Origin of the sequence: Marinobacter sp. DUT-3, assembly GCF_050379435.1 — a bacterium.
Lineage (GTDB): Bacteria > Pseudomonadota > Gammaproteobacteria > Pseudomonadales > Oleiphilaceae > Marinobacter.
In genome coordinates, this window is sequence record NZ_JBNRMG010000021.1 from 1 (window position 1) to 21688 (window position 21688).

The following is a 21688-nucleotide window of genomic DNA, read 5'->3' on the forward strand; positions in this document are numbered from 1 at the left end:
TGCCTTTTCTTATGGGAAAAGAACTCGCTTCGCTCAGACACCTTTGTCCCGTCAGAAAAGGCACCCCACCCCGGGGCCTGTCTGACATTGGTGGTATAGCCTTTGTCGGATTACGCTTTGCTAATCCGACAAACCCGGCATTAGGCTCTCGGAGCGTACTCCAATACATCGGAGAAAAACGCCGCTTTCGGCAAGCCAGCCTCAATCAGAGCATCCATCAGCGTATACACCATGGTCGGCGACCCGCTGGCATGCACTTCCACGTTGCTCCAATCCATCCCTGAGGCCAGTACAGCTCGTACCAACTGATCGTGATGGCCAGCCCAATCGTTATCCTCGTCATCACCGACGACGGGCAGAAACGTAAACGGCGGCCATTCCTGCTCCCATTTCTGGGCCATGCTCCGCAGGTACATGTCTTCGTGGCGACGCACGCCCCAGTAGAGTTTGACCGGTTGCTGGTAGCTGGTCGTCCTGAGGTAATCCACCAGGCTTTTCATCTGGGCAAAGCCGGTGCCCGCCGCCACCAGCAACAACGGTTTCTCCGGAGCTGCTGCCAGGCAGGCTTTGCCGTGAGGAAGTTCCACGGTGACATCTTTGCCCGAGGTCAGCGCTTCAATTACCTTCTGCGCCGACACCCAGTCCGGCGAGGCCTGGATATGCAGTTCTATGTCCGATTCGGACGGGCTGCTGGCGATGGAGAAGTAGCAGGGGTCGGTATCCGGAAGATTCACGGACAGGTACTGCCCCGCATGAAAGGACAGTTCCCGCCGGCGGGGCAGCTGAAGCTCGACCCGGTAGACGTCGTGGCTGATGGAACGAACGTCCACCACCTTTGCCTGGTACTTGCGAGGCTGATTGGTTCCTGCTGCCATAACGGCGTTAATCTCCAGTTCCAGGTCCCCGAGCGCAAGGGTTCTGCACATCATCAGTCGCTCGTTGACCGTCATCGTCTGTTGGTTGCGGGTGTTCAGTGCGCTGCCAGCCAGTAGCCGGGCTTCACAGATCTCACACACCCCATTGCGGCAGGCGGCGGGCACGGCGATCCCCGCCTCTGCGGCTGCATCGAGCAGGTCTGTTCCCGCACTGACGTTGTAGGCCAGTCCGGACGGTTTCAGGACAACCCGATACACATCGTTGTTCCTATTAGTCGGGGCGATCTGGCGAAGTTTCAATCCCCAGGCTGTCCCAGAGCTCATCCACGCGCTGTTTGACCTCGTCGGTCATGGTGATCGGCGTACCCCACTCCCGGTCGGTTTCACCGGGCCACTTATTGGTCGCGTCCATGCCCATCTTTGAGCCAAGGCCGGACACCGGCGAAGCAAAGTCCAGATAATCAATGGGCGTGCTTTCCACCATCGTGGTGTCACGGGCCGGGTCCATCCGGGTGGTCATCGCCCAGATAACATCCTTCCAGTCCCGGGCATTCACATCATCGTCCGTAACAATCACGAACTTGGTGTACATGAACTGCCGTAAAAATGACCATACCCCCATCATCACCCGTTTGGCATGGCCTGGGTACTGTTTCTTCATGGTCACCACTGCAAGGCGGTAGGAACAGCCTTCCGGCGGCAGGTAGAAATCCACAATTTCCGGGAACTGCTTCTGCAGGATCGGGATAAACACTTCGTTCAACGCCACACCGAGAATCGCCGGCTCATCGGGCGGGCGTCCGGTGTAGGTGCTGTGATAGATCGGATCCTTGCGATGGGTAATTCGCTCCACGGTGAACACCGGGAACTGATCCACTTCGTTGTAGTAGCCGGTGTGATCCCCGAACGGCCCTTCCGGCGCCATGTCGTCCGGATAGATAAACCCTTCCAGCACAATCTCGGCACTGGCCGGCACCTGCAGATCACTGAGGCGACACTGAACCAGCTCTGTGCGACTGCCCCGCAACAGGCCCGCAAAGGCGTATTCGGACAGGCTATCGGGCACCGGGGTCACAGCTCCCAGAATGGTGGCCGGATCGGCGCCCAAGGCGACCGCCACCGGATAAGGCTGGCCCGGGTTGGCTTTCTGGAACTCCTGAAAATCCAGCGCGCCACCACGATGGCTGAGCCAGCGCATAATCAGCCGGTTACGGCCGATCACCTGCTGACGATAGATCCCCAGGTTCTGCCTTTCCTTGTGGGGCCCACGGGTAATCACCAGCGGCCAGGTCACCAGCGGACCGGCATCCCCGGGCCAGCAGTGCTGAACCGGAATCTGGTACAGGTCGACCTGTTCTTTCTCGATCACCACATCCTGACAGGGTGCGGAGCGCAGCACCTTGGGGCTCATGCGCATGACCTGCCGGAACAGCGGCAACTTCTCGATGGCGTCTTTGAAGCCCTTGGGGGGATCCGGTTCCTTCAAGAAGGCCAGGAGCTTGCCAATCTCCCGCAAAGCGGTGACATTGTCCTGCCCCATGCCCAACGCCACCCGCTTTGGCGTGCCAAACAGGTTGGCCAGCACCGGCATGTCGTAACCTTTCGGATTCTCGAACAATAACGCCGGACCACCCGCCCGCAGGGTGCGATCGCAGATTTCAGTCATTTCCAGGTGGGGATCGACTTCAACGGAAATACGCTTGAGCTCGCCCAGATTTTCCAGCTGGCCGATAAAATCTCTGAGATCGTTGTATTTCATTCGGTGCTCCGTTCGCGCTTCTGTTACTACGGAGGTAAGCCCTTAGCGGACTTTTATTCGGGGCCGGAACGAGGTGTGGGGAAAGAGGGGACAAAAAACCCCAAGAAACACCACTTTCCCCTTTTTTTTCCCCCCCTCCCCCACACCTCACTCTTCGAGCTTCAGATACCTGCACCAGAAATCGGCAAGTACCTCAAAACCAGGATCAACGACGTTTCATGGACTGGAAGAATTCGTCGTTGGTCTTGGTGTCCTTGAGCTTATCCAGCAGGAACTCGATGGCGGCGGTATCGTCCTCCATGGAGTGCAGCAGCTTACGCAGAATCCACACGCGCTGGATATCCGCCTCGCTCATCAGCAGGTCTTCGCGGCGAGTGCCGGAGCTACGGATGTTGATGGCCGGATAAGTGCGCTTCTCGGCGATCTTGCGGTCCAGGTGCACTTCCATGTTACCGGTGCCCTTGAACTCCTCGTAGATCACCTCGTCCATCTTGGAACCGGTATTGACCAGTGCGGTGGCGAGGATGGTCAGGCTGCCGCCTTCTTCCACGTTACGGGCCGCACCGAAGAAACGCTTGGGCTTCTCGAGGGCGTGGGCGTCCACACCACCGGTCAGAACCTTGCCTGAGGACGGAATCACGGTGTTGTAGGCACGGGCCAGACGGGTGATGGAATCCAGCAGGATCACCACGTCTTTCTTGTGCTCAACCAGACGCTTGGCCTTTTCGATTACCATTTCCGCCACCTGAACGTGACGGGCCGGCGGCTCGTCGAAGGTGGAGGCGATGACTTCACCGCGTACCGTACGCTGCATTTCCGTCACTTCTTCCGGGCGCTCGTCGATGAGCAATACCATGACATGGCATTCCGGACTGTTGCGGGTGATGGACTGGGCGATGCTTTGCATCAGCAGCGTCTTACCGGCTTTGGGCGGGGAGACGATCAGGCCGCGCTGGCCCTTGCCGATGGGCGCCACCAGATCCAGAACCCGGGAAGAGAGATCCTCGGTGCTGCCGTTACCGGCTTCGAGCATAAGGCGCTCGTCCGGAAACAGCGGTGTGAGGTTCTCGAACAGGATCTTGTTTCGGGCGTTGTCCGGCTTGTCGAAGTTAATCTCGTTAACTTTCAGCAGGGCAAAGTAACGCTCGCCGTCTTTGGGCGGACGGATCTTGCCGGCAACGGTGTCACCAGTTCGCAGGTTAAAACGGCGAATCTGGCTCGGCGACACATAGATATCGTCGGGTCCGGCAAGGTATGAGGCATCGGCGGAACGGAGAAAGCCGAAACCGTCCTGCAGAATTTCCAGTACGCCATCACCGTAGATGTCTTCGCCGCTCTTGGCATGCTTCTTCAGGATCGTGAAGATGACATCCTGCTTGCGCGAACGAGCCAGGTTATCAAGGCCCATCTCTTGCGCAATATCGAGCAATTCGGGCACGGACTTCTGCTTGAGTTCAGTAAGATTCATAGGTTGTTAGATTTTCGGAATGGAAGTAAACGAATATTGGAATGACAGGAATGCCCCTGAACGAATTGATCGGATACTAGTTGAACTTGGTGCTGGCCAGATGGAGCAACCGGTATAGATGAAAGCCGGAAAAGTACTGAAGCCAGAGACAGGAAGAACAACCGTTCGCCGGGCAACACGGATAATCGGCCACCTGACCTGTGAATGTCAAGTGATGCTGACCAAATTTACACCAATCGCCGCTCATGTCAAAGGAGAAATACCACCACACACGCCCTTCTCCCTCTGATGGGATACTCCCCTTCCATTCCCATGCAGCTACGGGGATACTGACCACAATCAGTGATTTAACCTGCGGAGTAACACCATGAGCAGCGATAAAAGCGACGAACTCAAACCCCTGAACATTGCCATCCTGACAGTATCCGACACTCGCGGGGCCGATGAGGACACCTCCGGCCAGTTTCTTGAGGACAGCGTTGTTGAGGCCGGTCACCAATTGATCGCACGGCGAATTCTCCCGGACGATGTGTATCTGGTTCGCGCGTTGATGTCCGGCTGGATCGCCGATGCGGACATCCACGCAATCATTATTACCGGCGGGACCGGTTTCCATGAGCGCGATAGTACTCCGGAAGCCGTCGCACCACTGCTGGATAAAACCATTGATGGCTTTGGCGAGGAATTTCGCCGACTGTCGGCCTCGGAGATTGGCACTTCCACGATCCAGTCCCGCGCATTTGGGGGGCTGGCCAACCACACCGTCATTTTCTGCCTGCCCGGATCAACCGGCGCGTGTCGCACCGGCTGGAACGGCATTCTGAGTACGCAGCTGGACAGCCGTCACGGACCGTGCAACTTCTCGGCACTGGCGCTGCGCAAACCGGACCGCCCCCATCATCGGCTGCATGAAAAGATTGGCAACAGGGGGCAGCGATAGTCATGGCAGGCCAACAGTTAACGCCGGTCGAGGAAGCCCTCGCCCGGCTACTGACACAGGCAACCCCGCTGACCGGGTCGGAAACCGTGCCGCTGACCGAGTGTCTTGGCAGGGTGCTGGCAGAGGACCATCACGTGCCGGCGGATGTGCCCCCAGCGGACAACAGCGCGGTGGACGGGTACGCCCTGAGAACACAGGACTTCGTCCCTGACAGCCCCCTCGCGGTGTCGGCCCGGGTGCCCGCGGGGCAGGCCCCGGCAGCGATTGAAGCCGGCACGGCGGTTCGTATTTTTACCGGCTCAGAGATTCCCGAAGGCGCGAATGCGGTGGTGATGCAGGAACGGGTGGAGGTGACCGATGCCGGCATAGTGATCCGCGCCGATGTCAGCGAGGGCCAGAATATCCGCCGCCGTGGACAGGACCTGAGCCAGGGGGATCTGGCCCTCGCGCGGGGCACCCGCCTGCGTCCCCAGGAAATGGGGCTACTGGCGTCCATGGGCATCGCCCGCGTGCCGGTATTCCCCCGCCTGAAAGTTGCGATCCTGAGCACAGGCGATGAACTGGTTGAACCGGGCACCGCTCTAAACCCCGGACAGATCTACAACACGAACCGGTTTACCCTGCTCGGTTTGCTGGCTGAAACCTGTTGCGACGTGGTGTTGTGTGAAACGCTCCGGGACTCGCGGGAAGCCACTCAGACAACCCTGAAGCGCGCGGCCAGCGAGGCAGACCTGGTGATTACCAGCGGCGGCGTCTCGGTGGGCGAAGAGGATCATGTGCGGGCGGTGCTGGAGGAATCCGGCGAGCTGTCCCTGTGGCGCCTGGCCATCAAGCCGGGCAAGCCACTGGCTTTTGGCTCGATCGATGGCACGCCGGTTCTGGGGCTGCCGGGCAATCCGGCGGCGGTGCTGGTCACCTTCCTGGTGGTGGCAATTCCTTACATCCGCAAGCGCCAGGGCGCCTCGGATTATCGGGTTTCCGGTGAACAGCTGCCAGCAGCCTTCAAGGTGAACTCGGCCTCCGTTCGCAGGGAGTTTGTCCGGGCGCGGAAAGAGACCCATGGGCAGCGGGTGGAAGTGGCGGCCTATCCGAATCAGAGTTCCGGAATGCTGAGTTCCGCCTGCTGGGCCGATGGCCTGGCGGTGGTGCCGGAGCACACAACCGTCAGTCCCGGTGATATGATTACGTATTATTCTTTTGCAGAGCTTCTGGGGTAACCATGAGTAACGAGAACACCCTGACTGTTCATTTTTTTGCCCGCCTGCGGGAGGAGCTGGCGACTGACAGCCTGACTCTTCCGGCGCGGCCCGACGCCACCGCCGGTCAGGTGTTGTCTGAACTGGCGGCGAAAGGCGGCCCGTGGGCCCAGCTGGATGGCGGTCAGCCGGTGATGATTGCGGTCAACCAGGCCATGGCCAAGCCGGAAACGCCACTCAAGGCGGGGGATGAGGTGGCCTTCTTCCCGCCGGTGACAGGAGGCTGAAGTGAATCATTCCGTTACGGTTCAACACGAGGATTTCGATGCCGCCGTGGAGTACCAGGCATTGCGGGGCAGTGGCGCCGGCACGGGGGCTATTGCGACGTTTACCGGGCTGGTGCGGGACAGTGGCGATATGCAAGGCGTGACTGGGCTGTTTCTTGAGCATTATCCGGGCATGACGGAGCAGGTGATCGAGGATCTGATGGAGCAGGCGGCCGAGCGCTGGGATGTGCGCAAGGCGCGTGTGGTTCATCGGGTGGGTGAGTTGGCGCTTTCCGATCAGATTGTGTTTGTGGGGGTGTGCAGTGCCCATCGGGTGGATGCGTTTGCGGCCTGTGCGTTCATTATGGACGCTTTGAAGACGTCGGCGCCGTTCTGGAAGAAGGAGATTACGGAGTCCGGGGAGCACTGGGTAGAGCAGAAGGACGCTGATCTGGCTCGTAGTCAGAGTTGGGAATTGTAGGCTCCCTGCAGGCCTCATATTGGAGTGCGCCGGCCGGTCACTAATGCGGGTGGGTGGTTCCGAAAAACGCTTTGAATACGTCCGTGTACGCTTGGGCTCCGCCATCCATGGCTCCGCACATTTTCGGAACCACCCACCCGCATTAGCGCCCTGCTTCTGAGTTATCTTCCAGATCTTCGGGACGGTTTCTGTTTTTGAACGCCTCGGCTGCGCTTTCACATTTCACTTTTACCACTCCAGCCGCCTCGGCAAAGACCATCACGCGGCGGTTGCCTTCCCCATGAAGCTGTTTTTCCAATAACGGCACCAGCGATACCGGATAGACGCCGTGCAGCGGATGCGCCCTGCCCTCGCATTCGGCGATGACGGGGTTGTCAGGGGCTTTTCGCCAGGCACTCACCAAGTGTGAGAGTACGTCGGGGGTAATTTCCGGGGTGTCGCAGGGGCAGACCAGGACCGCGTCAGCGCCGAGGGCTGCGGCCTGTTTCATGCCGGTCAGCAGGCCTGCCAGGGGGCCCTGACCGCGAACGGCTTCTTCGTCTTCGAAAACCCGGTTGGGAGCGAGCTGTCGGTAGTCGTCCAGGGATCGGTTGGCGCTGATCAGGACGGGGCTGGCGACGGTTGAGAGGGTGCTGTGTACCCAGGCGGTCATGGGGCGACCTTGCCAGAAGACCATGCCTTTGTCGCGGCCTCCCAGGCGGCGGCCTTCGCCTCCGGCCAGGAGCAGGCCGGCGATGTGTTTTTGGTCAGTCTGTTTTTTCATGGCCATAAAAAACCGCCCGTGAACGCTGGCTCAGGGGCGGTTTCGGGCGTCCGGTCAGCAATCAGAGATTGCTGTCCAGGAAGGCCGCCAGCTGGGACTTGGACAGTGCGCCCACTTTGGTGGCGTCCACGTTGCCGTTCTTGAACAGCATCAGGGTGGGAATGCCGCGGATGTTGAACTTGGGCGGAGTCTGTTCGTTTTCGTCAATGTTCAGCTTACAGATTTTCAGCTTGCCGTCGTACTCATCGGCGATTTCTTCCAGTACCGGCGCGATCATTTTGCAGGGGCCACACCACTCTGCCCAGTAGTCCACCAGTACAGGTACGTCAGACTGCAGTACGTCCTGCTCAAAAGATGCGTCAGTTACGTTTACGATATTTCCGCTCATTACCATTTCCTGAATCAGGCACCTTTCGCTCTTGATACCAAGCGGATACTGCTCGGAACCATACGGCCCATGCCGCAGCGATTGGTGCTGTTGAACGTTGCTGAAGGCTGCATTCTGTTCAAAAGCAGCCGTTCACCCTCATCTCAATACGCAATACTTTACGCGATTGATCAGCTGTCTGTGAAGCGGTTCTGCCCGTCTCTCGGTTTCTCGCTATACTGGCGGTGAGTAAAATCCGATGGCGACCATTACTGACAGGTCCGCCGGAATTCGCTTATAGTACCGGCACATGCCTAGAGGAATTCTTCACACGTGACGGCCACCCCCTCTGCCGAATCCAATGCCACATCGCCCGAGCTGCTTGCGGCTATCGACATGGGCTCCAACAGTTTCCATATGGTGGTTGCCCGGCTGGTACACGGGGAAATCCGCACCCTGGAGAAAATGGGCGAGAAGGTTCAGCTCGGCGCCGGGCTGGATAGCCATAACCGTCTCACCGAGGAAGCCCAGCAACGCGCCCTGGCCTGTCTGGGCCGGTTTGCCCAGCGCCTCCGCGGGATGCCGCCCGAGGCGGTGCAGATTGTCGGCACCAATGCCCTGCGGGTCGCCCGCAATGCCCAGGAATTCATGGCCCGCGCGGAGGAGGTTCTGGGCTATCCGGTGGAGATCATTGCCGGGCGCGAGGAAGCCCGTCTCATTTACCTTGGGGTGTCCCATACCCTATCCGACGATGTTGGCCGGCGGCTGGTGATTGATATTGGCGGCGGTAGTACCGAGTTCATCATCGGCGAGCGCTTTGAACCCCAGGAACTGGAAAGCCTGCACATGGGTTGTGTGTCGTTCCGCAACCGGTATTTCGCCGATGGCAAGATCACTCGTCGCCAGATGGACAAGGCGGTCACCCATGCCCAGCAGGAGCTGTTGAATATCCGCCAGCATTTTCGCAATGTCGGCTGGCAGAGTTCTGTCGGCTCGTCCGGCTCCATCAAGGCGATCGCCAGTGTTCTGGCGAGCCTGAAGATCACCGACGGCACCATCACCCTCGCCGCAATGAATGAGCTGCGCCAGCGCCTGGTCAGCATGGGCAAGGTGGAGAAGCTGTCGGATCTTGGCGTGCGCACGGACCGCCAGAGCATCTTTCCGGCGGGTTTCGCCATTCTGATGGGCGCGTTCCAGTCGCTTCAGATCGAGGAGATGACCTTCACCGAAGGCGCCCTGCGGGAGGGGTTGCTCTACGATATTGTCGGTCGCATCCAGCATGAGGATGTGCGTGAGCGGACCATCACGGCGCTCCAGGAACGCTACCATGTGGATCAGGAACATGGCCGTGCGGTGGAGGAAACGACAATTGCGGCCTGGGACCAGGTGGCGGATACCTGGGCACTCCGCACCCTGCCGGATGAGGAAGTTCTGCGCTGGGCCTGTCGCCTGCACGAGATCGGGCTGACCATTTCCCACAGCCAGTACCACAAGCACGGCGCCTACCTGTTGCGCTACTCCGACCTGCCGGGTTTCAGCCAGCAATTCCAGCGGGATCTGGCCACTCTGGTGAGAGGCCACCGGCGCAAGTTCTCCTCGGCCATTTTCGAAGAGCTCGACCCCGAGGACGTACCGCGACTCAAGTACCTCTGCGTGCTGGTGCGGCTCGGGGTGCTGCTTCAGCACCCCAGGAATATGGAACCGCCGCCCGCCTTTCGACTCCATGCCGGCGAGAACCGGCTGGCGATCGAATTTCCCGATAGCTGGTTTGATGAGCGCCCGCTGACTCTGGCGGACCTGGAAAATGAGCGGGACTATCTGTCGAAGCAGGGCTTCAAGCTGGAGCTGACTCCTGACGCCTAGGCAACCAGCTCCGCTTCCAGGCTTTCCACGGTTTCGCTGATCTCCAGCCATTCGGCTTCCACGTCTTCCAGACGCCCATTGAGCCGGGCCTGTTTCCCCAGCAACTCCTTCAGTTGCTGTTTGCCCTCATCCTGATAGAGCTCTGGTGCGGACAACGCCTCTTCCAGGGTCGAAAGGCTCTGTTGCAGCTGCTCCATCTCCTTCTCAAGCGCGGATTGCTGTTTACGATAAGGGCTCAGTTTCTGCCGTATGGCCGCTTCGGCGCGCTTGCGCGCCTTGCGGTCATCGGCGCTCTCACCAACCACACTCGATTCAACCGCCGATTGCCCCTGGGCTCCGCCTTGCTGCGGCTCCCTCCTCGGCGGTTCGGATTCGTCCTTGCGGCGGTCTGCCAGCCAGCGCTCGTAATCTTCCAGATCGCCATCGTATTCCGCCACCCGACCATCGTTAACCAGCCAGAACTCGTCCACCGTATTACGCAGCAGGTGGCGGTCGTGAGAAACCACCACAATGGCCCCGGCAAAGTTCTGTAATGCCATGGTCAGGGCCTGGCGCATTTCCAGGTCCAGGTGGTTGGTAGGCTCATCCAGCAACAACAGGTTCGGCTTCTGCCATGCAATGACGGCCAGGGCAACCCGGGCCTTCTCCCCGCCGGAGAATGAGCGGATCGCAGTCAGGGCCTCATCGCCGTGGAAGTCAAAACCACCGAGAAAGTTACGAATACTCTGCTCGGACGCTTTGGGCGACAATCGTTGCAGGTGCAGGAACGGGCTGGCGTCCAGATCCAGGGATTCCAGCTGGTGCTGGGCAAAATAACCCACAGACAGATTCTCGCCGCAGGTGCGCTCACCCGCCACCAGGGTGGTCTGCCCCCGCAATGCATCCATCAGGGTCGATTTGCCGGCGCCGTTGGGGCCAAGCAGACCGATCCGACTCCCGGATAACAGTGACAGGTTAATACCCCTGAGAATCACGGTGTCTCCGTACCCGGCGGCGCCATGTCGAATCGACAGCAGCGGGTTGGACACTTTGTCTGCTACCGGAAACTCGAAACTGAACGGTGAATCTATATGCGCCGGTGCTATTTTTTCCATGCGCTCAAGCGCCTTGACCCGGCTCTGGGCCTGACGGGCCTTGGTGGCCTTGGCCTTGAAGCGGTCGATGAAACGCTGAATCTCGGCAATCCGTGCCTGCTGGCGCTCGAAGCCGGCCTGCTGCTGGGCCAGGCGCTCACCACGCTGACCCTCGAATGCTGAGTAATTACCCGTATAGAGTTCCAGCTTACGCTGGTCGAAACGAACCACATGGGTCGCTACCCGATCCATGAAATCCCGGTCATGGGAGATAAACAGCAAGGTACCACTGTACCGGCGCAGCCAGTTCTCAAGCCAGAGACAGGCATCCAGATCCAGGTGGTTGGTGGGTTCGTCCAGCAATAACAGGTCGGACGGTCTCATCAGCGCCTGGGCCAGATTCAGACGAATTCGCCAGCCGCCGGAAAACGCCGACACAGGTCGTTCGGTATCGGCGTCGGAGAAGCCCAGCCCTCGCAGCAATATCTCGGCCCGGCGCGGTGCAGACCAGGCTTCATGCACATCAAGCTCGCCGTGGATGCGAGCCTGGGCGTGATCATCACCCCGCCGTTCCGCCTCGGCCAGCTCCCGCTCCATTCGTCGCAGGTCGTGGTCACCATCCAGCACGAAATCACGGGCGCTTCGCCCGGATGCCTCGACCTCCTGGGCCATATGGGCAATGCGACATCCACCGGGGAGTGACACACTGCCCTGCTCGGGAGAGAGCTGCCCCAATAAAAGCTGGAACAGACTGGATTTGCCAGCGCCGTTGGCGCCGACAATGGCAACCCGCTGCCCCGGCTGAATGGCGAGGCCGACGGTGTCTAGCAACCAGACACCGCCCCGTTGTAAACTGAGATCCGTTATCGTTAACATGCTGTCATTTTATCAGGGTACGTTCCACAGAGAAGACACAGGGCCAAGATGCAGGACAACCGGGAACAGCCGTCACTGGAAATGGAACCGGATAACCCGCTCTGGCGTTTTGCTCTGGCATTCTGGAAATATCCGGGCATTGAGTCGACCTGCCTGGCGTTACAGGGTAAAGGCTGGAGCGTTACACGGATTTTAGGCGCCTGCTGGCTTACCATTTCGGGCCAGAAATACATCGGCAAAGAAAGCGATACGGTAACAGAGTGGCGCGCCCATGTAACCGGGGCCCTGCGCTCAGCCCGACAATTTATTCCCCGGAGCAACCCGGAGACAGACAGCTTGCGAGCCAGCATCGCCAAAAACGAACTGGAAGCCGAGCGGATTGAGCTGGCTTTGAGCTATCAAAGCCTCGCCAACAGCCAACAAGAGAGCGTCGGTATGTATGAATCGGAACAACTGGCCCGTACCAACCTCGAAGCGGCAGCACCGGAGACGGTTATGGACATGGAAACCGGACAACTGTTAAACGCCCTCACCCGCGGCCTTCTTGCTTTTGCGGCCGAGAATCAGGGGGCATGATCATGAAATGGCTTATCCGTCTCGCTTTTCCTGCGCTTGGCGTTCTGCTTGTGCTGATTTTCTTCGGCATCAACGGGCCGGAACCCAAAGCCGTGGAAAGCACGCCAAAGGAAACGGACAGCAACGAGATCCCGGCCTTTGAGGGTCTGGTGCCATCACCGGTGCCAGTAGAAGGCCCGGACATAGTCTTCAAGTGGCAGGACCGCAACGGCAGCTGGCACTATGCCGACAAGCCCCCCGCAGACGGCCCGTGGAATGCGCTGGCGATCGAGCGCCAAAGCAACGGCGGCACGTCACGCCCGGCGGAACCGGATCCGGAAACTGACTGGCAATCACCCTACAGCGCTCCTTTCTCCCTCGCTCCTTCCTCGCCCACCAACAACGGCAGCTGAGCCGCTAGCCAGTTTCTTAACACATGTTCAGTGGCATCTGGCTACAGAACCCGTTACCTTTCCCCTTTTCAGATAAACACAATATGGGGCTCCCCAGGAGTCCCCGCTCACAACATAGGACTCTGCAATGAAGAAAATACTGCTCGCACTGGCAGTATCCGGCGTTGTTGCCGGCTGCTCCACGCAAACCGACTCCAAGAAAGATCCCGGCCTGGAATCCACTGACCAGAAAGTCAGTTACGGTATGGGCCTGGTGCTCGGTGAACGCATGAGGAATGACCTGCCGGACCTGCAGATGGAACAATTCCTCCAGGGTATCGAACACGGTCACGAGGGTGACGAGGAAGTGAGCCGGATGAGCCGGGAGGAAATCCAGGAGGCGCTGATGGCTTACCAGAAGCAGCTCCAGGAGCGTGACAACGCCCAGAGGGACGAACTGGCCAAGAAAAACAGTGAAGCTGGCGAAGCCTTCCTCGCCGAGAATTCAGAACGTGACGGCGTGGAAACCACTGAATCCGGGCTGCAATACGAAATCCTGGAAGAAGGCGACGGCGAAAAGCCGGCTGAAAGCGACCAGGTCAAGGTCCATTACACCGGCGAACTGCTGTCTGGCGAAGTGTTTGACAGCTCCCGTGAGCGTGGCGAGCCAGTCACCTTTGGTCTCAACCAGGTCATTCCGGGCTGGACCGAAGGTCTTCAGCTAATGAACGAAGGCAGCCGGGTAAAACTGTACATCCCCTCCGACCTGGCCTATGGCCCAGGCGGTAACCACAGCATCGGGCCGAACGAGACCCTGGTGTTTGATGTGGAGCTGATCGAAGTCAACCCGGAGTAATCCGTTATACTGCCTGCAGCCTCGGCGCTAATTGCCACGGGCTGCGGGCATCCATCCTTCCCCGAGGCCGTCAGGCCGAGGACATCACCTTCTCTGCATGCACGTTGTGCAGGTGCTCGATGAGATAATCTTCCATCTCGAACCGGCTCTCCAGAATTTCTCCCAGTTCGGACAATTGATCGAACAGCTCCCGGACGTCACTCTCGTTCAAGGCCTTTCCATCCAGGCGATCATTGAAATTCAGCGCCGTCTCCGTGGTCTGTGTGATGCGCGGATACAGCTTGGCGGCCAGCTCCAGACCACCGTCGTTGAATTCCCGGGCTTCCTGAATCAACTGCTCATAGATTTCAAAATGACCAGCCGAAACGTAATCCACAAGGACTTCACAGAGCCGGACAAATTTCTCCCGCAGGGCTTCTGTCTGGGTGAAATCGCTTTCTCCGGACAACTCGCAATAGTGCACCAGCAACTCCTGGCGCTCCTTCAACCAGCGATCAATCAGGTCGCTGACACCACCCCAACGTTCCCTGGCATTACGGCAATTTTCCAACATGACGCCTTTCTCCAGTTACCAGACATACCCGGTGTTCGGATTCGATTTTTTGTTATGTCGAGACTCAAGGTACCCCATGGCCATAGTTGGCCGCAACCGTTTCAGCCACCAACCCAATCAGACCTTTTGCCAGTATTAAACAGCATAACCAGCCCCGTAATGACCAGCAGCGAGAAAAACACTGCCGTCCACCCGGGGATGCTCAAACCGAGGAAACGCCAGGTGACTTCCGCGCAGTCACCGGTGCCCCGGAGCGCGGTGGTCAATACTTCTGTCAGGGGCAGGACATCCAGCATGTAATCCACGGAAGGACCGCACGCGGGCACCTGATCCGCGGGCAGGCTCTGCAGCCACAACTGCCGCCCGGCCACTGCCAGCCCTGCACCGGAGGTGACAGCCAACAGCAAGCCGTACAGGCGCACACCAAGGCCTTTCGGGTTATGCAGTATCGCCAGCAGACTCACCACACCCGCGCCCATAAACCCGAACCGCTGAAGCCAGCACAAGGGGCAGGGTTCCAGCCCCATGACATGCTCCATGTAAAAAGCCACACCCAGCAGCGCGACGCACACAACAAAGATTACTGAAAACACCAGTCTGGAAGTCAAATGCACACCTCGGAAATGACATTCTGGCCCCGTGTCCCCGACCACGGCTGGTCAGGGCGTCAGCGAATGCTGCAAGTGGTCACCGGGCCTGTTATTCTGCGAAAACCAAGCGGTTATCGCCGTAGCTTCGTCACTAAACCCTAAACCATAGCGAACTTCAAGCCTATGACACTTCAGCTAAAGCGCTTTTTTCTGGTCCTGCTGTGCCTGCTCCCCACACTGCCAGCCATAACAACCGCACAGGAAGAAGAGGCGGAGGAGACCGGGGAGACCCAGGAAGCCACCATCACCGATTACATAGAGATGGATCCGTCGTTTGTTACCCATGTCGGCGAACCCGGCAATAAGCTCACCTACCTGAAGGCCTCGGTCACCCTTCGTGCGTCAAAGGAAACCACACGCCCGGCCGTCGAAGCCCACATGCCAAGGCTGAGGCACGAGCTGGTGATGCTGTTCGGGGAACAGACCGATGCTGACCAACTGGCGACCAGCGACGGGCAGACCGCCCTGAGGGAAGAAGCAAAACAGCGGATAAATGCGGTGTTGGAAGAACAGCAAACCGGCGAGGAAATCACTGGCGTCCTGTTTACCGAGTTCGTGGTGCAGAAATAAACGGGCGCTGGTGAGGCGGCTCAGGCAATCCTGGAGAACAGGTCATCACTGATCGACGCCTGCTCGCTGGCAAGCTGCCACGCATCCTCCCAGCCAGCCTCCCAGGCTGCTATAACCACATCCCCCTGGTATGGGCAGCGGCTTCGCGCCATGCCCATGGAGGCCGCCATATACCCCTGGCGATAAGCCTTGTTCAGCGACTCAACATCCCACCCAAGCTTGAAATCCCTGGCCATGCCCATTCTCCCTGATCCTGATTGCCGAGGTAACAAACAGTGATACACCTGTTACAAAAGCTAACAGCAGGTGCCGGAGCCTGACAAATATTTGTTCACATTTTGTGCGACAGGTCCGGACCCGGTGTGAACCGGGCCGGTATCAGCACCGATCAGGAACGCAGGTACTGCGCCAGGAACTCGTCAAAGGGCTGGGTATCGGCGGCTTCCATTCTCTCCTGCGCTTCCAGGGACTCCGCGCTCATGCGTTCAAAGTCCGCGAGCGTGGTCTCGGAGAATGGCTCCTCGCGCAGAGTCTGCTGATGCTGGCGCGACATTTCCTGAACCCACTCCCGGTGGCCAAGGCCGGATTGTGACATGGCTTCCGTCACCCTGGCGGATGGCACCAGGCCCGGTGACGTCAGCTTTTCGCTCTGAGCTTCGAGCGCACGGCGGTAGGCTTCGCCACCCGTCCAGCTATCGAGCCGTTCCGCCAGGGGCTCCAGTTCCGACAGTATACTGGCAGCCGCTTCGCTCGCCGGGGCTCTACGACCCTCACGGCACAGCGCCAGCTCAACATTGCGACCATGGGCCACCACGTCCTTGTAATTGTCATCAAGCCGTTCACATTCGGCGTCGCCAATGCGGGGGCTATCCGCCAGCAGGCAATCCAGCAGGAACAGATCCAGGAAATCGATCTGGCTTTCGGTCACGCCCACCGGAGAGAACGGATCCAGGTCGAGACAGCGCACCTCAATGTACTCCACACCCCGGGCTTCCAATGCCTGTATCGGCTTCTCTTCCCGCTCGGTGGTACGTTTCGGGCGCACCGCACTGTAATACTCGTTCTCGATCTGCAGCACGCTGGTGTTGATCTGGATAAATTCGCCACCCCGGCGCGTACCAATCGCTTCGTAATCCGGCCAGGGCGTGTGGATCGCACGATCCAGGGTCCGGGTGTAGGTGCTCAGTTCGTTAAAACAGATATTCAGGGAGGACTGGGCATTATTGTGATAGCCCAGGTCTCCCATCCGCAATGATGTGGCATCCGGACCGTGCCAGGTGTTGTCATTGAAACGGGCCAGATCGTGTTTCACACCGGCGACAAAGCTGGCGTCCAGAGCAGGCGACGCTCCGAACAACAGCATCAGCAGCCAGCTGCGGCGACGGAAGTTCCGGATCAGCCAGAAATACTGGTCTGACTTGAAATCCTTCAGGCTCTGCTGGTTCCCCAGGGCCTGCTGCCACAGTGACCAGAAATCGTCCGGCAACGACAGGTTATAGTGGGCGCCGGCAATGCTTTGCATCATCCGCCCATACCGTACCGCCAGGCCCTGGCGGTACACGTGCTTGAGACGGCCGATATTCGACGTTCCATATTCCGCGATAGGAATACTGGCATCACCGTCCAGCTCGCTGGGCATGCTCGCCGCCCAGAACACTTCATCACCCAGGTTCTGCTGCACAAACCGGTGCACATCCCGCAACGAGGACAGCAATCCGCCCGTGCTGTCGCACACCGGCGTAATCAGCTCCAGCAGGGCTTCTGAATAGTCGGTGGTAATTCGTGGATGGGTCAGCGCGGACCCCAGGGCCCTGGGGTGGGGGGTCTGGGCAATAAAGCCGTTACGGTCAACCCGCAGGCCTTCCTTCTCCACCCCCTTCAGAAAACCGCCCCAGTCATTGGCTGAGAACTGGTGAAAGATATGATGGCGGGATTCAGCCATGAATGACTCCTGCTATAGCGGGTAACGGCCTTGTGAGCCTTACCCGCCTGTGGAATGGGTGTCGGCGCCGCCGGTTAACGGTCGCCTTTCCGTGCCGAGGCCAGCGCCTGGGCCAGTGCGCCGGCCATGGCGCCCTGCTGGGGCTGCTGCCCACCCTGGGGGCGGCTGTTACGACCACCAGACCGGTTCTCACCACGACCTCGACTCGCCGAGGCACCCGGTTTGCTGTCTGTTTTTTCGCCCGGCTGGTCGTCCATCCGCATGGACAGAGCGATCCGCTTGCGGGGAATGTCCACATCCATCACTTTGACCTTGACGATGTCCCCGGCTTTCACCACCTCACGCGGGTCCTTCACAAAGGTGTTGGACAGCGCGGAGATGTGTACCAGGCCATCCTGGTGCACCCCGATATCCACGAACGCACCAAAGTTGGTAACGTTAGTGACCGAACCTTCCAGCACCATGCCCGGCTTGAGGTCGTTCAGGGTTTCCACCCCTTCCTCGAAGCTGGCAAAACGGAATTCCGGGCGGGGATCACGGCCAGGCTTCTCCAGTTCGGAAATAATATCCTTAATCGTCGGCAGACCAAACTGCTCGGTGACATAGTCCTGGGGATTCAGTGACCGCAGGAACGTTGCATCACCGATGATATTCTCCACCTTCCGGTTGTTTTTCGCCGCAATGGCTTCCACCACTCCGTAGGCTTCCGGGTGCACCGAGGACCGGTCAAGCGGGTTTTCACCGCTGGCAATTCTCAAAAAGCCCGCAGCCTGCTCAAAGGTGCGATCGCCAAGGCGAGAGACTTTCAGCAATTGCTTGCGGTTTTTGAACACCCCATTCTGGTTGCGGAAATCGACGATGTTCTGGGCGATGCTCTGGTTCAAGCCAGACACCCGCGCCAGCAGCGGCACGGACGCTGTATTCAGATCCACCCCCACGCCGTTTACACAATCTTCCACCACCGCATCCAGACTGCGGGCTAACTGTACCTGAGAAACGTCGTGCTGGTATTGCCCCACGCCGATGGATTTGGGCTCGATCTTGACCATTTCCGCCAACGGGTCCTGAAGGCGACGCGCAATCGACACAGCACCACGAATGGTCACGTCCAGATCCGGCAGTTCCCTTGAGGCAAATTCCGAGGCGGAGTAAATGGAGGCGCCCGACTCGCTTACCACGATTCGGGCCAGCTTCAGTTCCGGATATTTCTTGCACAGGTCGGCCACCAGCTTCTCGGTTTCCCGGGAGGCAGTGCCGTTGCCGATAGCAATCAACTCAATTTTGTACTCACGACACCAGGCCGCCAGTTGCTCAATAGACTGAGCCCACTGATTGCGAGGCGCATGAGGGAAAATGCCACCGTGGCCGACAACTTGCCCGGTGCCATCAATAACCGCGACCTTGACGCCGGTACGCAGCCCGGGATCCAGGCCCAGCGTCGGACGCGGCCCTGCCGGCGCCAGCAACAACAGATCCTTGAGGTTGTTGGCGAACACGTTGATGGCCTCGGTCTCGGCGGCTTCCCGTACCTGGGCCATCAGGTCGGTTTCAATCTGGGTGGAGAGTTTCACCCGCCAGGTCCAGCGCACCACGTCCGACAACCACTTGTCGGCGGGACGACCGTTATCACGGATATTCCAGCGCGCGGCAATGCGCTGTTCCGCCGGGTGAGGCTGGCGGCGGTTATCTTCGGCATCTCCCACCACAATGGAGTAGCCCAGAATGCCCTCGTTGCGGCCACGCAGGATCGCCAGTGCGCGATGCGACGGCACCTTCTTCAGGGGCTCGACGTGATCAAAGTAGTCGCGGAACTTGGCGCCCTCGTTTTCCTTGCCCTCAATCACGGTGACCTTGAGCTGGCCTTCCTGCCAGATGAAGTCCCGCAGGTTGCCAAGCAATTCGGCATCCTCGGCGAAACGCTCCATCAGGATATAGCGTGCGCCATCCAGGGCGGCCTTGGTATCCGCCACACCGGCTTCGGTGTTGACGTAGCTGGCCGCGGTGGTTTCCGGATCCAGGGTCGGATCGTCGTAGAGGGCATCCGCCAGGGGTTCAAGGCCGGCTTCTCTGGCAATCTGGGCCTTGGTACGGCGCTTGGGCTTGTAGGGCAGGTACAGATCTTCCAGGCGGTTCTTGGTGTCCGCCTCGTTGATGCTGGCCCGCAGCTCGTCGGTCAGTTTGCCCTGCTCCTCAATGCTGTTGAGGATGGTGGACCGGCGATCTTCCAGCTCCCGCAGGTAACGCAGGCGCTCCTCCAGGTTACGCAACTGGCTGTCATCCAGCGAGCCGGTAACCTCTTTGCGGTAACGGGCAATAAATGGAACGGTGGCACCCTCATCCAACAGGGCGACGGTGGCATTAACCTGTTGCTCGCGTACGCCGAGCTCGTCGGCGATGCGCCTGGAGATACTGTTCATGCAACCTCTGTGATGCTTTCTGGATCAAAGCGCAAAGGTACAGCGGCTTACTGCTGCAGGCAAGCGGCCTCGCCCCGGTTGTTCAGGAAATGCACAAGTTCCTGCCAGGGCATAGGGGTGGCGTAGTAATAGCCCTGAATTTCATCGCAATGCTGCTGGCGCAGGAATTCCAGCTGCCCCTCGGTTTCCACCCCCTCGGCCACCACACTGATCTGCAGGCTGTGGGCAAGGCTGATGATGGCGCGAATGATGTGTTCCGCATCGGCGGAGTGCCCCAGTTCCTGCACGAAGGACTTGTCGATCTTGACCAGCGAAATCGGCAGGTGCTGAAGATTGCTGAGGGAAGAAAATCCGGTGCCGAAATCGTCGAGGGCAAAACTGATCCCCAGCTGATTGAGCTCCCGCAGGCAGCGCTGGGCGTATTCCGGATCGTGCATCATGGCGCTCTCGGTCAGCTCCAGCTCCAGCAGGCTGGTATCCACATTGGCGTTGAAGATAATACGGAAGATGGTCTCCGTCATCTTGCGGTCGTGGAACTGACGGAACGACAGGTTAACCGCGAACACCAGCCCCGGGAAGCCAAGCTCCGCCGACTCCTGCAGGCGCTTGCAGGCCTGTTCGATGACCCAGTAACCGATGGGTACGATCAGACCGCTGCGCTCCGCCACCGGAATGAATTCGTCCGGAGCCACCAGCCCCCGCTCCGGATGGTTCCAGCGCAGGAGACATTCCACGCCACGAACCTCCTCGGTGGCCAGGTCGATACGCGGCTGGTAATACAACTCCAGCTCCTTGCCTCGCAACGCATTGCGCAAATCCGCCTCCAGGCGCAGCTGGTAACCGGCACGGACATGCAACTGCTGATCATAGAACCGGTAACTGGTGCCCGGATCACGCTTGGCTTCAAACATCGCGCGGTTGGCCCGGCGCATCAGGTTCTCAGGGCTGTCCCCCGCTTCCGGATAGGTCGCCACCCCCAGACTGGCGCTGATGACCATGCTCTGGCCATCCACCGTGATCGGGTCATTCAGCGCATTCACCACCTTGCGGATGATCTGGGTAATATCGAGAGAGTCTTCCACCTTTTCCACGATGACGGCCAGCTCATCGCCGCCAATGCGCATCAGCGAGTCCACACGGCGGAGACTGTGACGCAGGCGATCCGCCAGCTTCAGCACCAGCTGGTCACTCTTCTGGTAGCCAAAGGATTCGTTGAAACTGCGAAAATCGTCCAGGTTGAGATGCAACAGGGCCAGGCGGTGGCCGCCCCGCTCCGCCCTCAACAACGCCTGCTGGAGTCGGTCAAAGAACAAGTCGCGGTTGATGAATCCACTGGCCACCTCCCGACCCAGGTGACCATGGGCGGAGGCTGCCAGCTGTTCGCGATACCAGAGACATTTGACCGCCCGGGCCAGACTCCAGGCATCCAGGGCCTGGCGACAAAGGTAATCTGCTGCACCATTGGCGATGAGTTCGGACGCACGCTCGGCACTGGGCTCGGCACTGAGCGCCAGGACAGGTTTATCATTACTGGCGACATTGAGGTATTGCAGAAACGACGCCTCGGAGTCGCCGTGGAACACACAGTCCCAGAGAATGACATCGAAGTGGGTGTTACGGATCAGGTCATCACAGTCAATCAGGTCCGGGCACCAGACCATGTCCGGCACCAGTTCCCGATCACCGGAAAGCGTTGCCTCCAGCCACAGGAAGTCAGCGTATTCCGGCGTCAGTACCAGCAAGCGCACCTGGCTGGAACTCATTGTTTCCATTGGCAGTGTCATTAAAGGTGCCTGATCTCCATGATGAACAACATTCGATCTTCC

The 21688-nt window shown here is 59.2% G+C and carries 21 protein-coding genes; 9 read left to right on the top strand and 12 right to left on the bottom strand.

From position 1 onward, the window contains the following. Positions 1-140: 140 nt before the first annotated feature. The 3 genes from ACQUWM_RS18845 to rho form a co-directional block, all read right to left on the bottom strand. Positions 141-1175, bottom strand: coding sequence for a 2Fe-2S iron-sulfur cluster-binding protein (locus ACQUWM_RS18845; protein WP_428923116.1), 1035 nt, complete (start codon positions 1173-1175; stop codon positions 141-143). Continuing rightward, positions 1147-2634: a 4-hydroxy-3-polyprenylbenzoate decarboxylase gene (ubiD, locus tag ACQUWM_RS18850; protein WP_428923117.1), complete on the bottom strand. Its 1488-nt coding sequence runs from the start codon at positions 2632-2634 to the stop codon at positions 1147-1149. Before ubiD ends, ACQUWM_RS18845 begins: the two co-directional genes overlap by 29 nt. Before the next feature lie 205 nt (positions 2635-2839). Beyond that, positions 2840-4102 carry a transcription termination factor Rho gene (gene rho, locus ACQUWM_RS18855; RefSeq protein WP_406985466.1) on the bottom strand — a complete coding sequence of 421 codons (1263 nt, stop codon included), beginning with the start codon at positions 4100-4102 and terminating at the stop codon, positions 2840-2842. Between the two features lie 367 nt (positions 4103-4469). Here rho and moaB point away from each other — a divergent pair, with 367 nt between their 5' ends. From moaB to ACQUWM_RS18875, 4 genes are read left to right on the top strand one after another with little or no spacing between them, the layout of a single operon-like run. Then, a complete protein-coding gene (moaB, locus tag ACQUWM_RS18860) occupies positions 4470-5042 on the top strand; it encodes a molybdenum cofactor biosynthesis protein B (RefSeq protein ID WP_428923118.1) in 573 nt (190 codons plus the stop codon). Positions 5043-5044: 2 nt separating this feature from the next. Then, a complete protein-coding gene (locus tag ACQUWM_RS18865) occupies positions 5045-6259 on the top strand; it encodes a molybdopterin molybdotransferase MoeA (protein ID WP_428923119.1) in 1215 nt (404 codons plus the stop codon). A gap of 2 nt (positions 6260-6261) precedes the next feature. Beyond that, positions 6262-6525 carry a molybdopterin converting factor subunit 1 gene (gene moaD, locus ACQUWM_RS18870; protein WP_407001423.1) on the top strand — a complete coding sequence of 88 codons (264 nt, stop codon included), beginning with the start codon at positions 6262-6264 and terminating at the stop codon, positions 6523-6525. Position 6526: 1 nt separating this feature from the next. Beyond that, complete coding sequence (locus tag ACQUWM_RS18875; RefSeq protein ID WP_428923120.1) at positions 6527-6985, top strand: molybdenum cofactor biosynthesis protein MoaE; 459 nt, start codon at positions 6527-6529, stop codon at positions 6983-6985. A gap of 142 nt (positions 6986-7127) precedes the next feature. Here ACQUWM_RS18875 and mobA read toward each other — a convergent pair whose 3' ends face one another. Both mobA and trxA read right to left on the bottom strand, forming a co-directional pair. Beyond that, positions 7128-7754 carry a molybdenum cofactor guanylyltransferase MobA gene (gene mobA, locus ACQUWM_RS18880; RefSeq protein WP_428923121.1) on the bottom strand — a complete coding sequence of 209 codons (627 nt, stop codon included), beginning with the start codon at positions 7752-7754 and terminating at the stop codon, positions 7128-7130. 55 nt (positions 7755-7809) lie between these two features. Further along, positions 7810-8136, bottom strand: coding sequence for a thioredoxin TrxA (trxA, locus tag ACQUWM_RS18885; protein WP_012139190.1), 327 nt, complete (start codon positions 8134-8136; stop codon positions 7810-7812). Between the two features lie 312 nt (positions 8137-8448). Between trxA and ppx the strand changes: the two genes are divergently transcribed. Then, positions 8449-9978, top strand: coding sequence for an exopolyphosphatase (ppx, locus tag ACQUWM_RS18890; RefSeq protein WP_428923122.1), 1530 nt, complete (start codon positions 8449-8451; stop codon positions 9976-9978). Here ppx and ACQUWM_RS18895 read toward each other — a convergent pair. Then, complete coding sequence (locus ACQUWM_RS18895) at positions 9975-11927, bottom strand: ATP-binding cassette domain-containing protein (protein WP_428923123.1); 1953 nt, start codon at positions 11925-11927, stop codon at positions 9975-9977. The genes ppx and ACQUWM_RS18895 overlap by 4 nt on opposite strands. Before the next feature lie 48 nt (positions 11928-11975). On the opposite strand from ACQUWM_RS18895, the gene ACQUWM_RS18900 reads away from it, so the two are divergent. From ACQUWM_RS18900 to ACQUWM_RS18910, 3 genes are all read left to right on the top strand, one after another. Next, on the top strand, positions 11976-12503 hold the full coding sequence (locus ACQUWM_RS18900) for a DUF2390 domain-containing protein (RefSeq protein WP_428923124.1): 528 nt from the start codon (positions 11976-11978) through the stop codon (positions 12501-12503). Continuing rightward, positions 12500-12895, top strand: coding sequence for a DUF4124 domain-containing protein (locus tag ACQUWM_RS18905; protein WP_407001429.1), 396 nt, complete (start codon positions 12500-12502; stop codon positions 12893-12895). The genes ACQUWM_RS18900 and ACQUWM_RS18905 overlap by 4 nt, the downstream gene beginning before the upstream one ends. A gap of 127 nt (positions 12896-13022) precedes the next feature. Beyond that, positions 13023-13730, top strand: coding sequence for an FKBP-type peptidyl-prolyl cis-trans isomerase (locus ACQUWM_RS18910; RefSeq protein ID WP_428923125.1), 708 nt, complete (start codon positions 13023-13025; stop codon positions 13728-13730). A 70-nt stretch (positions 13731-13800) separates the two neighbouring features. Here the strand turns inward: ACQUWM_RS18910 and rsd are convergent, their stop codons facing one another. Together rsd and ACQUWM_RS18920 are read right to left on the bottom strand one after the other, a co-directional pair. Beyond that, a complete protein-coding gene (rsd, locus tag ACQUWM_RS18915; protein WP_406985476.1) occupies positions 13801-14283 on the bottom strand; it encodes a sigma D regulator in 483 nt (160 codons plus the stop codon). Positions 14284-14384: 101 nt separating this feature from the next. Further along, positions 14385-14891 (bottom strand): disulfide bond formation protein B, encoded by a 507-nt coding sequence (locus ACQUWM_RS18920; RefSeq protein ID WP_407001431.1) that lies wholly within the window; start codon positions 14889-14891, stop codon positions 14385-14387. A 165-nt stretch (positions 14892-15056) separates the two neighbouring features. On the opposite strand from ACQUWM_RS18920, the gene ACQUWM_RS18925 reads away from it, so the two are divergent. After that, positions 15057-15503 (top strand): flagellar basal body-associated FliL family protein, encoded by a 447-nt coding sequence (locus tag ACQUWM_RS18925; protein WP_428923126.1) that lies wholly within the window; start codon positions 15057-15059, stop codon positions 15501-15503. Between the two features lie 20 nt (positions 15504-15523). Here the strand turns inward: ACQUWM_RS18925 and rmf are convergent, their stop codons facing one another. From rmf to ACQUWM_RS18945, 4 genes are all read right to left on the bottom strand, one after another. After that, entirely contained in the window at positions 15524-15739 is a 216-nt protein-coding gene (rmf, locus tag ACQUWM_RS18930) for a ribosome modulation factor (protein ID WP_407001433.1), read from the bottom strand. A 152-nt stretch (positions 15740-15891) separates the two neighbouring features. Beyond that, complete coding sequence (gshA, locus tag ACQUWM_RS18935) at positions 15892-17445, bottom strand: glutamate--cysteine ligase (RefSeq protein ID WP_428923127.1); 1554 nt, start codon at positions 17443-17445, stop codon at positions 15892-15894. Positions 17446-17519: 74 nt separating this feature from the next. Then, positions 17520-19862 carry a Tex family protein gene (locus tag ACQUWM_RS18940; RefSeq protein ID WP_428923128.1) on the bottom strand — a complete coding sequence of 781 codons (2343 nt, stop codon included), beginning with the start codon at positions 19860-19862 and terminating at the stop codon, positions 17520-17522. Between the two features lie 47 nt (positions 19863-19909). Further along, on the bottom strand, positions 19910-21646 hold the full coding sequence (locus ACQUWM_RS18945) for a putative bifunctional diguanylate cyclase/phosphodiesterase (protein ID WP_407001436.1): 1737 nt from the start codon (positions 21644-21646) through the stop codon (positions 19910-19912). Positions 21647-21688 lie beyond the last annotated feature (42 nt).

What these genes read in the sequence shown, in the direction of transcription:
- rmf (WP_407001433.1), bottom strand. Translation starts at nt 15,739, where the DNA reads ATGGCCAGGGATTTCAAGCTTGGGTGGGATGTTGAGTCGCTGAACAAG.
- ACQUWM_RS18865 (WP_428923119.1), top strand. Translation starts at nt 5,045, where the DNA reads ATGGCAGGCCAACAGTTAACGCCGGTCGAGGAAGCCCTCGCCCGGCTA.
- ACQUWM_RS18910 (WP_428923125.1), top strand. Translation starts at nt 13,023, where the DNA reads ATGAAGAAAATACTGCTCGCACTGGCAGTATCCGGCGTTGTTGCCGGC.
- rho (WP_406985466.1), bottom strand. Translation starts at nt 4,102, where the DNA reads ATGAATCTTACTGAACTCAAGCAGAAGTCCGTGCCCGAATTGCTCGAT.
- ACQUWM_RS18925 (WP_428923126.1), top strand. Translation starts at nt 15,057, where the DNA reads ATGACACTTCAGCTAAAGCGCTTTTTTCTGGTCCTGCTGTGCCTGCTC.
- ACQUWM_RS18900 (WP_428923124.1), top strand. Translation starts at nt 11,976, where the DNA reads ATGCAGGACAACCGGGAACAGCCGTCACTGGAAATGGAACCGGATAAC.
- mobA (WP_428923121.1), bottom strand. Translation starts at nt 7,754, where the DNA reads ATGGCCATGAAAAAACAGACTGACCAAAAACACATCGCCGGCCTGCTC.
- ACQUWM_RS18905 (WP_407001429.1), top strand. Translation starts at nt 12,500, where the DNA reads ATGATCATGAAATGGCTTATCCGTCTCGCTTTTCCTGCGCTTGGCGTT.
- ACQUWM_RS18945 (WP_407001436.1), bottom strand. Translation starts at nt 21,646, where the DNA reads ATGACACTGCCAATGGAAACAATGAGTTCCAGCCAGGTGCGCTTGCTG.
- ACQUWM_RS18895 (WP_428923123.1), bottom strand. Translation starts at nt 11,927, where the DNA reads ATGTTAACGATAACGGATCTCAGTTTACAACGGGGCGGTGTCTGGTTG.
- moaB (WP_428923118.1), top strand. Translation starts at nt 4,470, where the DNA reads ATGAGCAGCGATAAAAGCGACGAACTCAAACCCCTGAACATTGCCATC.
- rsd (WP_406985476.1), bottom strand. Translation starts at nt 14,283, where the DNA reads ATGTTGGAAAATTGCCGTAATGCCAGGGAACGTTGGGGTGGTGTCAGC.
- trxA (WP_012139190.1), bottom strand. Translation starts at nt 8,136, where the DNA reads ATGAGCGGAAATATCGTAAACGTAACTGACGCATCTTTTGAGCAGGAC.
- ACQUWM_RS18940 (WP_428923128.1), bottom strand. Translation starts at nt 19,862, where the DNA reads ATGAACAGTATCTCCAGGCGCATCGCCGACGAGCTCGGCGTACGCGAG.
- gshA (WP_428923127.1), bottom strand. Translation starts at nt 17,445, where the DNA reads ATGGCTGAATCCCGCCATCATATCTTTCACCAGTTCTCAGCCAATGAC.
- moaD (WP_407001423.1), top strand. Translation starts at nt 6,262, where the DNA reads ATGAGTAACGAGAACACCCTGACTGTTCATTTTTTTGCCCGCCTGCGG.
- ubiD (WP_428923117.1), bottom strand. Translation starts at nt 2,634, where the DNA reads ATGAAATACAACGATCTCAGAGATTTTATCGGCCAGCTGGAAAATCTG.